Consider the following 12,959-nt stretch of genomic DNA (forward strand, 5'->3'; position numbering starts at 1 on the left):
GGTGGTCGACAGCGCGTTGAACTGGTTCGAGCTGAGGGCGCCGAACTGGTTCGAGCTCATCGCAACGATCTGGTCGGTGGTCAGCACGGCCAGGTTGGCGGTGGTCATCGCGCTGACCTGGGCGGTGCCCAGTTGCTGGAACTGGTCGGTGCTCAGCGCGGCGGTCTGGTTGGTGGTCAAGGCGGCGATGGCGGCGGTTTTCAGCGCGCCGATATCGTTGGTTTCAATCGCAGCGATCTGGCCGCTGCTCATGCCGGCGACCTGGGCGCTGGTCAGCGCGCCGATCTGGGCCGAACCCAAAGCGACGATCTGGTCGGTGGTCAGCGCCTTGGCCTGGTTGGTCGACAGCGCGGCGATGGCGGCGGTCTTCAGCGAACCGATGTCGGTCGTTTCGATCGAAGCGATGTCCAGCGTGCTCAGCGCGGTGGCTTGTGCCGAGCTCAAGGTGCCGATCTGGGTCGAGGTCAGAGCAACGACCTGGTCCGTGGTCAGCGCCTGGATGTTGGCGGTGGTGATCGCGGCGATCTGGTTGGTGGTCAGGTTCGACAGCTGGTCGGTGGTCAGCGCCGCCAGTTGTGCGGTTTTCAGCGTGGCGATGATCGAGGTTTTCAGGCCCACGATGTCGGCCGTTTCGATGGCGGCGATGTCGGTGGTCGACAGCGCGTTGAACTGGTTCGAGCTGAGGGCGCCGAACTGGTTCGAAGTCATCGCGACGATCTGGTCGGTGGTCAGCACGGCCAGGTTGGCGGTGGTCATCGCGGCGATTTGCGCGGTGCCCAGTTGCTGGAACTGGTCGGTGCTCAGCGCGGCGGTCTGGTTGGTGGTCAGCGCGGCGATGGCGGCGGTTTTCAGCGCGCCGATATCGTTGGTCTCGATGGCGGCGATCTGGCCGCTGCTCATCGCGGCGACCTGGGCGCTGGTCAGCGCGCCGATCTGGGCCGAACCCAGCGCGACGATCTGGTCGGTGGTCAGGGCCTTGGCCTGGTTGACGCTCAGCGCGGCGATGGCGGCGGTTTTCAGCGAACCGATGTCGGCCGTTTCAATCGAGGCGATGTCCAGCGTGCTCAGCGCGGAGGCTTGGGCCGAGCTCAGCGTGCCGACTTGCTGCGAGCTCAAGGCGACGATCTGGTCGGTGGTCAGCGCCTGGATGTTGGCGGTGGTGATCGCGGCGATCTGGTTGGTGGTCAGGTTCGACAGCTGGTCGGTGGTCAGCGCCGCCAGTTGCGCGGTCTTCAGCGTGGCGATGATAGACGTTTTCAGGCCGATGATGTCGGCCGTTTCGATCGCGGCGATATCGGTGGTCGACAGCGCGTTGAACTGGATCGAGCTCAGGGCGCCGAACTGGTTCGAAGTCATCGCGACGATCTGGTCGGTGGTCAGCACGGCCAGGTTGGCGGTGGTCATCGCGGCGATTTGCGCGGTGCCCAGTTGCTGGAACTGGTCGGTGCTCAGCGCGGCGGTCTGGTTGGTGGTCAGCGCGGCGATGGCCGAGGTCTTCAGCGCGCCGATATCGTTGGTCTCGATGGCGGCGATCTGGCCGCTGCTCATCGCGGCGACCTGGGCGCTGGTCAGCGCGCCGATCTGGGCCGAACCCAAGGCGACGATCTGGTCGGTGGTCAGGGCGCGGGCCTGGCCGGTGGTCAGCGCGGCGATGGCCGAGGTTTTCAGCGCGCCGATGTCGGCGGTTTCAATGGTGGCGATGTCGAGCGTGCTCATGGCGGCCACTTGGGCCGAGCTCAGCGTGCCGACTTGCTGCGAGCTCAAGGCGACGACCTGGTCGGTGGTCAGCGCCTGGATGTTGGCGGTGGTGATCGCGGCGACCTGGCTGGTGGTCAGCGTGCTGACCTGGTCGGTGGTCAGGGCCGCCAGTTGCGCGGTCTTCAGCGCGGCGATGACGCTGGTTTTCAACGCGATCAGGTCGGCCGTTTCAATCGCGGCGACGGCGCTGGTGCCCAGCGCGCTGAACTGGTTGGTGCTCAGCAGCGACAGCTGGGTCGAGCTCATCGCGACGACCTGGTTGGTGGTCAGGCCCGAGGCCAGGTCGGCGGTGCTCAGCGCGCCGATTTGCGCGGTGGTCAGGTTGGAGATCTGGTCGGTGGACAGCGAGGTGAACTGTGCCGTGGTCAGGGCGGCGATGGCGGCGGTCTTCAAGGCCATCAGGTCGGCCGATTCCAGCGCGACGATGGCGCCGGTGCTCAGGCTGGCCACCTGGCTGCTGGTCAGCGCGCCGGCCTGGGCGGTGGTCAGTGCGACGATCTGGTCGGTCGTGACCGCCGCCAGCTGGCTGGTGGAAATGCCGGCGATGGTGGCGGTGCGCAGCGCGGCGAAATCGCCGGTTTCCAGCGCGACGATGGACTGGGTGGCCAGCGCATTGAACTGCGCCGAGCTCAGCACGCCGACCTGGTTGGAGGTCAGCGCGACGATCTGGTCGGTCGTCAAGCCATCGGTCAGCTGCTTGGTGGTCAGCGCGACGATCTGGGTGGTCGTCAGCGCAACCGTCTGATCCGTGGTCAGTGCGCGGGTCTGTGCCGAATTGAGCGCAACAATATCAGAAGTCGCGAGAGCAGCAATTGTTTGGGTCGACAGAGCTGCAATCTGGTCGGTACTCATGCTTGTTACGAGGCTCATTTCCATTCTCCTTGGGGCACTGCACAGTTCTATACGGACAAATATCGGAGCCGGCAGGGATTTTTTCCCCTAGGCTCCAACGTCAAATTGGGTATTACCAGCGATTTTATTTCTGAAATGCTTGAGCTAAACGCGAGAAAAGCGTCGCACTTTAGTTCTTAACGTCAATATCGAAGCCAACTTTAGATCCCAGCGCCAAGATTTTGCCCCCCGTTAACATTTATATGGCCTTGAGGCATCACATAGTTTCGTTTAATCGGGAGCAAAATTTAGCGCCGGCAGCCGCCCTGACCGTACAAAGCGACTTTTTTCCGTACCGCATTAAGTCTTTTTGTTTACTGAGTGCAATGCAAAAACCGGGCCAACTTTTCCAAATTGCATCAAAATCCGGTTCCGGAGGGTAAAACGGCAGGGCTTGCGCCCTGCCGTTCATGACTGCTGTTGCCGCTTACTTGGCCGGTGAGGCCAGGAAGCCGTGGCCGCCCTGCGATTGCAGCGCTTTGAGGCGCAGCTCGCTGTCGGTGGCCGCCTGGGTTTCCGCACCCAGCGGTTTGTCGCTGAACTGCTTGATCGCGCCGGCCAGCTGCGCCACGTTGCCGCTGACGCCGCTACCCGGCAATTCCAGCTTGGCCGCCGCCGGCGTTGCCGCGGCATTGCCGGCAAAGCTGGACAGCGCCTGCGCCAGGCCGCTGACGTTGCCGCTCAGGTTACTGGTCGGCGTGGTGGCGAACCACACGTCGGCCGCCGCGTGGGTGGCGCCGTCGGCCGTCTCGAAGGTCGAGCTCAAGCCCAGGATGTTGCCGTTGTTGACGGCGCCATCCTGCTTGACGTCCAGGTTCAGCTTGGTGATGCCGAGGTCCTGCAGCGATTTCAGCTCGTCGGCCTGGCTGACGCCGTCGGCGTTGCCGTCGACCCAGACGCGCAGGTCGGCAAAGGCGCTATCCTTGGCGTCGATCACGCCGTCGCCGTTGGTGTCCAGTTCGGCCATCGCTTCGTAGCCGGTGCTTGCCTTCTGGCCGTTGGCCAGCGTGGTGCCCGAACCGAACAGCTCGCTACCGTCGTTGATGATGCCGTCATGGTTGCGGTCCAGCGCCAGCAAGCCGTCGCCGCCGGCGGTCCAGCCGGTGTTGACCTTGTTACCGTTGGCCAGCAGGTCGAACTGCACGCCCTGGCCCAGGGCGGTGGTCTGCACGCCGTTGCCGTTCAAGTCCAGCACGATCGGCGTCAGGAAGGACAGCGCGTGGGTCTGGTCGGTGGTCATCGCGTGCACCTGGTCGCTGCTCATCGCATGCAGTTGCATCGAGGTCAGCGCATGCACCTGGTTGGTGGTCAGCGAGGTGATTTCCGCGGTGCGCAGGCTGGCGATCTGGCGCGTGCTCAGCGCGGCGATGGCGTTGGTGCTCAGCGCCACCAGGTCGGCCGTTTCCAGCGCGGCCAGCGCGGTGGTCGACAGGCCGGCCACTTGCTTGCTGCTCAGGGCGGCGACCTGGGCCGAGGTCAGCGCCACGCCCTGGTCGGAGCTCAGCACGCTCAGCTGGGCGGTGGTCAGCGCGGCGATCTCATTGGTCGAGAAGGCGGCGATGCTGCCGGTCGACAGCGCGACCACGTTCCTGGTCGACAGCGCGCCCACCTGGGCGGCGCTCAGCGATACGGCCTGGGCGGTGGTCAGGGCGGCGATCTGCGTGGTGCTCAGGCCGGACGCGAAGGCCGAGGAGGCCAGCGCGGCGATCTGGTTGGTGCTCAGCGCAACGATCTGGCTGGTGCTCAGGCCGGCCAGCTGGGCGGTGCGCAGCGCGGCGACGTCGTTGGTCGACAGGCCGGCCAGGTCGGCGGTCTCCAGCGCGCCGATGCTGTTGGTGCTCAGCGCCACCACTTGCGCGGTGGAGAGCGCGGCCACCTGGGCCGAGGTCAGCGCCACCACCTGGTTGGTCGACAGCGCGGCGATGCCGGCCGTGTTCAGCGCCGCCAGCGAGGCGGTCGCCAGGGTGTTGACCTGGGTCGTGCTCAGCGCGGCGACCTGGCCGGTGGTCAGGGCGGCGATGGCGGCGGTCTTGAGCGCCGACAGGTCGGCCGTTTCCAGCGCGGCGATGGCGTTGCTGGTCAGCGCCACCACCTGGGCGGTGGAGAGCGCGGCCGCCTCGCCGGTGGTCAGGGCCACCACCTGGTTGGTGGTCAGCGCCTTGACCTGGCTGGCGCTCAGCGCGGCGATGGCGTTGGTCGACAGTGCGGCGAAGTCGGCCGTTTCCAGCGCGGCCACGCCGTTGGTGCTCAGGCCGGCCACTTGCGCGGCGCTCAGCACGCTGGCCTGGGCGGTGGTCAGGGCGACGATCTGGTTGGTCGACAGCGCGGCCAGCGCGGCCGACGACAGCGCCGTGATCTGGCCGGTCGACAGCGCGCCCACCTGGTCGGTGGTCAAGCCGCCCAGCTGGGCGGTGCGCAGCGCGGCGATGTGGCCGGTCGACAGGCCGGCCAGGTCGGCGGTCTGGATCGCGCCGATGGCGTTGGACGACAGGGCGGCCACTTGCGCGGTGCCCAGGCTGGCGATCTGCGCCGACCCCAGCGCGACCACCTGGTTGGTGGACAGCACGGCGATGCCGGCGGTGTTGAGCGCGGCGATGGCGGCGGTCGACAGCGCGCTGACCTGGCCGGTGGTCAGGGCGGCCACCTGGCCGGTGCTCAGCACGGCGATGGCGGCGGTCTTGATCGCCGCCAGGTCGGCCGTTTCCAGCGCGGCCACGGCGTTGCTGGTCAGCGCCGCCACTTGCGCGGTGCTCAGGCTGGCGGCTTCATTGGTGGTCAGCGCGACGACCTGGTTGGTGGTCAGCGCCTTGACCTGGCTGGCGCTCAGCGCGGCGATGGCGTTGGTCGACAGCGCGGCGAAGTCGGCCGTTTCCAGCGCGGCGATGCCGTTGCTGGTCAGGCCGGCCACTTGCGCGGTGCTCATCACGCTCGCCTGCGTGGTGGTCAGCGCGACGATCTGGTTGGTCGACAGCGCGGCGACCTGGCTGCTGCTCAGCGCGGCGAACTGGGCGGTCGACAGCGCGGCCACCTGGTCGGTGGCCAGGCCGGCCAGCTGGGCGGTGCGCAGCGCGGCGATGTCGTTGCTCGACAGGCCGGCCAGGTCGGCGGTCTCGATGGCGCCGACGGCGTTGCTGCTCAGCGCGGCCACCTGGGCGGTGGAGAGCGCGGCCACCTGGGCCGAGGTCAGCGCCACGGTTTGCGCGGTGGAGAGCGCGGCGATGCCGGCCGTGCTCAGCGCGGCGACCGAGGCGGTGGCCAGGGTGTTGATCTGGGTGGTGCCCAGCGCCGCCACTTGCGCGGTCGAGAGCGCGGCGATGGCGGCGGTCTTGAGCGCCGACAGGTCGGCCGTTTCCAGCGCGGCGATGGCGTTGGTCGACAGCGCGGCCACTTGCGCGGTCGAGAGCGCGGCGGCTTCGCCGGTGGTCAGCGCCACCACTTGCGCGGTGGTCAGCGCCTTGACCTGGTTGACGCTCAGCGCGGCGATGGCGTCCGAACGCAGCGCGGCGAAGTCGGCGGTCTCCAGCGCGGCGATGGCGTTGGTGGTCAGCGCCGCCACCTGGCCGGTGGACAGCACGCTGGCCTGGGTGGTGGTCAGCGCGACGACCTGGGCGGTGGTCAGGCCGGCCACGGCGGCCGTGGTCAGCGCGACGATCTGGTTGGTCGACAGCGCGCCCACCTGGTCGGTGGTCAGGCCGGCCAGCTGGCTGCTGCGCAGCGCGGCGATGTCGCTGGTCGACAGGCCGGCCAGGTCGGCGGTCTGGATGGCGCCAAGGGCGTTGGACGACAGCGCGGCCACTTGCGCGGTGCTCAGGCTGTTGATCTGGGCCGAGCTCAGCGCGACGACCTGGTTGGTGGACAGCACGGCGATGCCGGCGGTGCTCAGCGCGGCGATGGCGGCGGTGCCCAGGCTGCTGACCTGGCCGGTGGTCAGGGCGATCACCTGGCCGGTGCTCAGCGCGGCGATGGCGGCGGTCTTGAGCGCCACCAGGTCGGCCGTTTCCAGCGCGGCGATGGCGTTGCTGCCCAGCGCGGCCACTTGCGCCGTGCCCAGCGCGGCGGCTTCATTGGTGGTCAGCGCGACGATCTGGTTGGTGGACAGGGCCTTGACCTGGCTGGCGCTGAGCGCGGCGATGGCGTTGGTCGACAGCGCGGCGAAGTCCGACGTTTCCAGCGCGGCGATGCCGTTGCTGGTCAGGCCGGCCGCCTGGGCGGCGGTCAGCACGCTGGCCTGGGTGGTGGTCAGCGCGACGATCTGGTTGGTCGACAGGCCGGCGACCTGGGCGCTGCTCAGCGCGGCGAACTGGGCGGTCGACAGCGCGGCCACCTGGTCGGTGGCCAGGCCGGCCAGCTGGGCGGTGCGCAGCGCGGCGATGTCGTTGCTCGACAGGCCGGCCAGGTCGGCGGTCTCGATGGCGCCGATGCTGTTGCTGCTGAGCGCGGCGATTTGCGCGGTGCTCATGCTGGCGATCTGGGCCGAGGTGAGCGCGACCACCTGGTTGGTCGACAGCGCGGCGATGCCGGCGGTGCTCAGCGCGGCGACCGAGGCGGTGGCCAGGGTGTTGATCTGGCCGGTGGTCAGCGCGGCGACCTGGGCCGAACCCAGCGCGGCGATGGCGGCGGTCTTGATGGCCGACAGGTCGGCCGTCTCCAGCGCGGCGATGGCGTTGCTCGACAGCGCGGCCACTTGCGCGGTCGACAGCGCGGCGGCTTCGCCGGTGGTCAGCGCCACCACTTGCGCGGTGGTCAGCGCCTTGACCTGGTTGACGGTCAGCGCGGCGATGGCGTCCGAACGCAGCGCGGCGAAGTCGGCGGTCTCCAGCGCGGCGATGGCGTTGGTCGACAGGCCGGCCACTTGCGCGGTGGACAGCACGCTGGCCTGGGTGGTGGTCAGCGCGACGATCTGGTTGGTGGTCAGGCCGGCCACGGCGGCGGTGCTCAGCGCGGCGATCTGGTTGGTCGACAGCGCGCCCACCTGGTCGGTGGTCAGGCCGGCCAGCTGGCTGCTGCGCAGCGCGGCGACGCTGCTGGTCGACAGGCCGGCCAGGTCGGCGGTCTCGATGGCGCCGATGGCTTTGGAGGTCAGCGCGGCCACCTGGCCGGTGGACAGCGTGGCGATCTGGGCCGAGGTCAGCGCGACCACCTGTTCGGTGTCCAGCGCGGCGATGCCGGCCGTGCTGAGCGCGGCGACGGCGGCGGTCGACAGCGAGTTGATCTGGCCGGTGGTCAGCGCGGCCACCTGGGCCGACCCCAGCGCGGCGATGGCGGCGGTCTTCAGTGCGGCCAGGTCGGCCGTTTCCAGCGCGGCGATGGCGTTGGTCGACAGCGACGCCACCTGGGCGGTGGAGAGCGAGGCCGCCTCATTGGTGGTCAGCGCGACCACCTGGTTGGTGGTCAGGGCCTTGACCTGGGCCGTGCTCAGCGCGGCGACCGCGTTGGTCGACAGCGCGGCGAAATCGGCCGTTTCCAGCGCGGCGATGGCGTTGGTCGACAGCGCGGCCACCTGGCCGGTGGACAGCACGCTGGCCTGGGCGGTGGTCAGCGCGACGATCTGGTTGGTGGTCAGGCCGGCGACGGCGGCGCTGCTCAGGGCCGACACCTGGTTGGTCGACAGCGCGCCCACCTGGTCGGTGGTCAGGCCGACCAGCTGCGCGCTGCGCAGCGCGGCGATGCTGCCGGTCGACAGGCCGGCCAGGTCGGCGGTCTGGATCGCGCCGATGGCCTTGCTGGTCAGCGCGGCCACTTGCGCGGTGCCCAGGCTGCTCAGCTGGGCCGAGGTCAGCGCCACCACCTGGTCGGTGGACAGCACGGCGATGCCGGCGGTGGAGAGCGCGGCGATGGCGCCGGTCGCGAGCGAGTTCAGCTGGCCGGTGGTCAGCGCCGCCACCTGCGCGGTGGTCAGCGCGGCGATGGCGGCGGTCTTGATGGCCGACAGGTCGGCCGTTTCCAGCGCGGCCACGGCGGCGGTCGACAGCGCGGCCACCTGGATGGCGCTCAGCGCGGCGGCCTCATTGGTCGTCAGCGCGACCACCTGGTCGCTGTTCAGGGCCTTGATCTGGGCCGAGCTCAGCGCGGCGATGGCGTTGGTCGACAGCGCGGCGAAGTCGGCCGTCTCCAGCGCGGCGACGGCGTTGGTCGACAGCGCCGCCACTTGCGCGGTGGACAGCACGCTGGCCTGGGCGGTGGTCAGCGCGACGATCTGGTTGGTCGACAGCGCGGCGGCGCCGGCGGCGCTCAGCGCGCTGATCTGGTTGGTCGACAGCGCGGCCACCTGGGCGGTGGACAGGCCGACCAGCTGCGCGGTGCGCAGCGCGGCGATGTCGGCGGTCGACAGGCCGGCCAGGTCGGCGGTCTCGATCGCGCCCAGCGCCTTGCTCGACAGCGCGGCCACCTGGGCCGTGCTGAGCGCGGCGATGGCGGCCGAGGTCAGCGCGACGGCCTGGTCGGTGCTGAGGGCGGCGATGCCGGCCGTGCTGAGCGCGGCGACGGCGCCGGTCGACAGCGAGGTGATCTGGGCGGTGCTCAGCGCCGCCACCTGGGCCGTGCTCAGCAGGGCTATCGAGGCGGTCTTGATCGCGGCCAGGTCGCCCGTTTCCAGCGCGCCGATGGCGTTGGTCGACAGCGCGGCGACCTGGGTCGAGGTCAGCTGCGCGGCCTGGTTGCTGGTCAGCGCGACGACCTGGTTGGTGGTCAGCGCCTTGACCTGGCCGGCGCTGATGCCGCCAATGGCCGAGGTCGACAGCGCGGCGATGTCATTGGTCGACAGCAGGGCGAAGCTGGCGGTCTGCAGGGCGCCGATCTGGCTCGAAGTCAGCACGCTCATCTGCAGCGTGGTCAGGTAGGCGGCCTGGGTGGTGGTGATGCCGCCGGCCAGCTGGGCGGTCGTGAAGACCGGGATTTGCGAGGTCGTGAACGCAGCCAACTGGTCCGAATTGAACGCCGCGATGTCGGCAGTCGCCAGCGTCAGGATCTGGGACGTGCTGAGGGTGGCAAGTTGTTCGGTGGTGAAGGTGGTCACGAAACTCATTCTATTTCTCCTGGAGGTACTACGCTGTCAGCTCAAAAAGCAAGCCGGACAGTCAGCTTGTGCCTGACCTCCGACCCCTGTAATGGATGGTATTGCTATTTTAAAAACTTTTTAGTGATGCCGCCGGGAAAGTCCGGCTTGTACTGTACATAACGACGGATTTTGGAATTTCATTAAGTAAACTTTTTTTCCGCCATCAAATTACTGCGCAGCGGCCGGAACCGGGCGCTGGAACGGAATTTCAGAAGGGCGATTATATCGCACTAAATTTCCCAAAAGAATTTTTTTCAGCGTTGTCGCGGCCGCGCAACCTGCCCGCAAGGGAATGTTTATGTTATAAAAAAGTTGTTTTAATGTGCAATCTATCCGTCATCTTGGATTGCAGAAATGTATCCACACGGATATTTTGCATCGCCTGTGTGACCGGCCGATGACCGGTGCATAATGCTGTCTCGCCTTCCCACCCGACGCTGGAGACCCGCCATGAAATTGCCACTGCTGTTGTTGTTGCTGAGGTTGTTACTGAGCCTGGGCAGCGCCCACGCCGCCGGCCAGGCGCCGCTGGCCGCCGCCGCCGTGGCCGACGCCACCCGTCCGGACGCCGACCGCGCGCGCGACGCCGACCGCAAGCCGGCCGACATGCTGGCCTTCGCCCGGGTGCAGCCGGGGCAGACGGTGATCGATTACTTCGCCGGCCGCGGCTACTTCACCCGGCTGTTCAGCACGGCCGTCGGCCCGCAGGGCGCGGTGTACGCGGTGACGCCGCAATTGCTGCTCGACCGCCTGCAGGGCAAGCCGCTGCCGCCGCCGGTGTCGGCCGAACCGGGCCGCGCCAATGTCCATGAAACCGTGGGCGCGGCCTCGCTCAATGTGCCGGCCAGGGCCGACCTGGTGTGGACGTCGCAGAATTACCACGACATCCGCATCTGGGGCGGCGCCGCCGGCACGGCCGAGCTGAACAAGGCGGCCTACGCGGCGCTCAAGCCGGGCGGCTACTATATAGTGCTGGACCACGCCGGCGTGGCCGGGCTGGACGAGGCCGGCATGGCCGCGCTGCACCGCATCGACGAGGCGCTGGTCAGGCGCGAAGTGCTGGCGGCCGGCTTCGTGCTGGACGGCGAATCGCAGGCGCTGCGCAATCCGCAGGACGAGCGCACCGCCCGGGTGTTCGAGACCGGCATCCGCGCCCACACCGACCAGTTCATCCTGCGCTTCCGCAAGCCATGAGCGCCATGCGCCCCCCCGCCCCGCGGCGCCGGCTCGGCGCCGGCCTGCTGCTGGCCGCCCTGGCCGCCCTCGCTCCCGCCGCCCACGCCTGCCGCTACACCGAGCTGGCGGCGCTGGAACTCAACATCCAGGCCGCCTCCGGCATGCCGTATATCGACGGCCAGGTCAACGGCAGGACGGTGCGCCTGCTGGTCGACACCGGCTCCGCGCGCACGCTGCTGACCCGCGCCGAGGCCGACCGCCAGCAACTGCCGCTGACCCGCGCGCTGAACCGCGTGCGCGGCCTGGGCGGTGACAGCGCGCAGTACGCGGCCCAGCCGGAGGAAGTGGTGATCGGGCCGGCGCGCGTGGCCCGCGCCTGGTTCCCGGTGGTCGACGGCGCCGACTATCCGGGCTATGGCGGCATGGTCGGCGCCGACTACCTGCTGCAGTCGGACCTGGAAATCGCGCTGGCCGAGCGCCGGCTGAAGTTCTTCCGGGACGAGGGCTGCGGCGCCAGGTCGCTGGCCTACTGGGATGCGCAGGCGCTGGACGTGCCGCTGGAGTTCGCCGACCGCCACAGCGCGGCCTATGTGCAGGTGCAGCTGAACGGCCGCGCCGTGCGCGCGCTGATCGACACCGGCGCCGAGCAGTCGGTGGTCGATGCCGGCACGGCGGCGGCGCTGGGCGTGGGCGCGGACGCGGCGACGCCGGGCGCCGGCGCCGCCTTCGACAGCTTCGTCATCGGCGAGGAGCGCATCGGCCATCCGCGCATCGCGCTGGCCGCGATCCCCAACACCCAGCAGTTCGGCATCAAGCATGTCGACATGCTGCTGGGCCGCGACTTCCTGCGCGCCCACCGGGTGCTGCTGTCGGCCAGCCAGCAGCGCTTTTATTACAGCTATCTGGGCGGTCAGGTCTTCGGCGCGCGGTAGCGCCAGGCCAGCACGGCGGCGGTGGCGGCCAGCAGCGCCAGCGCCACCATATTGAGCACCACCACGCCGCTGTGGAAGCGCAGCACCATGCCGATGCTGACGCCGGCCCGCACGGCGAACTGCCAGCCGCCGTCGAACGGATAGACGCTGACCAGCTGCAACGCGTAATACAGCGCGCCGCCCCACAGGCCCAGCGTCCAGCGCTTGAGCGACAGCACGGCCGACACAAAGCCCAGCATGGCCGCGCTGTACAGCAGCGGCAGCGCGTCGGCCGGCTGCGGTTCGCCCAGCAGCCCCAGGCTCACGCCCAGCGCCAGCGCGCTATTCAGTAGCAGCACGCGCGCCACCCACTTCTCGAATTCCTGCATCATCTGTATGGTCCGCTTATCGGGTTCAGCCAAAGCGCTGCTGGTAGGCGCTGGGCACCACGCCCAGCTGCGCGGAAAACGCGCGCCGCAGATTGTACTCGTTGCCGAAGCCGCTCTGGCTGGCGGCCCGCTTGACGCTCATGCCGGGCCGCTCCAGCAACCCGCAGGCCGCCTCCATGCGCAGCCGCAGCAGCAGCTGCGCCGGCGACACGCCCGCCTCCTGCTGCAGCCGGCGGTGCAGGGTGCGCACCGACACGGCGAACGCCGCCGCCATCTGCTCGACATCGATCTGCCGCTTCAGGCGCGGCCGCAGCCAGTCGGTCAGCTGGCCGTGCAAGCCTTGCGGATCGGCCTGGGCCAGCAGCTCGGAGCTGAACTGGCGCTGGCCGCCGGGACGCTTGAAAAACACCACCAGCCGCTTGGCCGTGTCGAGCGCGGCGCCGCGGCCCCGGTCTTCCTCGACCAGGCTCAATGCCAGGTCGATGCCGGCGGCGATGCCGGCCGACGTGTAATAGGGGCCGTCCTTGACGTAGATGGCGTCGTCCAGCACCTGCAATTCCGCATGCTGCGCCTGCAGCGCCGCCACATCCATCCAGTGCGTGACCACGCTGCGCCCGCGCAGCAGGCCGGCGCGCGCCAGCACGAACACGCCGGTGCACACCGAGCAGCAGCGCCGCAGGCCGGGGCCGCCTTGGCCGCCATCGACGCCGTGGGTGGCGGCCATGCCGGCGGCGGCGCGCTGCACCCAGCGCACCGTGGCCGGGTCCAGCGCCGGGC

The 12,959-nt window shown here is 69.0% G+C and carries 6 protein-coding genes; 2 read left to right on the forward strand and 4 right to left on the reverse strand.

Annotated features, from left to right (window positions below; translation table 11 throughout):
* Positions 1-2,628 (reverse strand): beta strand repeat-containing protein (locus tag GEV02_RS29740; protein WP_235923046.1); only part of this gene is annotated, 2,628 nt, incomplete at its 3' end.
* A 448-nt stretch (positions 2,629-3,076) separates the two neighbouring features.
* Entirely contained in the window at positions 3,077-9,673 is a 6,597-nt protein-coding gene (locus tag GEV02_RS29745) for a beta strand repeat-containing protein (protein ID WP_152841431.1), read from the reverse strand.
* Between the two features lie 483 nt (positions 9,674-10,156).
* On the opposite strand from GEV02_RS29745, the gene GEV02_RS29750 reads away from it, so the two are divergent.
* Together GEV02_RS29750 and GEV02_RS29755 are read left to right on the forward strand one after the other, a co-directional pair.
* Positions 10,157-10,900, forward strand: a complete 744-nt coding sequence (locus GEV02_RS29750) for a class I SAM-dependent methyltransferase (RefSeq protein WP_152841432.1) — start codon at positions 10,157-10,159, stop codon at positions 10,898-10,900.
* A 5-nt stretch (positions 10,901-10,905) separates the two neighbouring features.
* Positions 10,906-11,814, forward strand: a complete 909-nt coding sequence (locus tag GEV02_RS29755; RefSeq protein ID WP_174999408.1) for a retroviral-like aspartic protease family protein — start codon at positions 10,906-10,908, stop codon at positions 11,812-11,814.
* Here GEV02_RS29755 and GEV02_RS29760 read toward each other — a convergent pair.
* Together GEV02_RS29760 and GEV02_RS29765 are read right to left on the reverse strand one after the other, a co-directional pair.
* On the reverse strand, positions 11,793-12,185 hold the full coding sequence (locus GEV02_RS29760; RefSeq protein WP_152841434.1) for a hypothetical protein: 393 nt from the start codon (positions 12,183-12,185) through the stop codon (positions 11,793-11,795). The two genes, GEV02_RS29755 and GEV02_RS29760, sit on opposite strands and share 22 nt — an antisense overlap.
* A 22-nt stretch (positions 12,186-12,207) precedes the next feature.
* A partial coding sequence (locus GEV02_RS29765; RefSeq protein ID WP_152841435.1) for a GlxA family transcriptional regulator occupies positions 12,208-12,959 on the reverse strand: 752 nt, incomplete at its 5' end.

The sequence above is a fragment of the Rugamonas aquatica genome, assembly GCF_009380215.1.
In the GTDB taxonomy this organism is placed as follows: domain Bacteria; phylum Pseudomonadota; class Gammaproteobacteria; order Burkholderiales; family Burkholderiaceae_D; genus Rugamonas; species Rugamonas aquatica_B.

Coding starts and splice junctions, on each gene's coding strand:
- GEV02_RS29755 (WP_174999408.1), top strand. CDS start 10,906: ATGCGCCCCCCCGCCCCGCGGCGCCGGCTCGGCGCCGGCCTGCTGCTG.
- GEV02_RS29745 (WP_152841431.1), bottom strand. CDS start 9,673: ATGAGTTTCGTGACCACCTTCACCACCGAACAACTTGCCACCCTCAGC.
- GEV02_RS29750 (WP_152841432.1), top strand. CDS start 10,157: ATGAAATTGCCACTGCTGTTGTTGTTGCTGAGGTTGTTACTGAGCCTG.
- GEV02_RS29760 (WP_152841434.1), bottom strand. CDS start 12,185: ATGATGCAGGAATTCGAGAAGTGGGTGGCGCGCGTGCTGCTACTGAAT.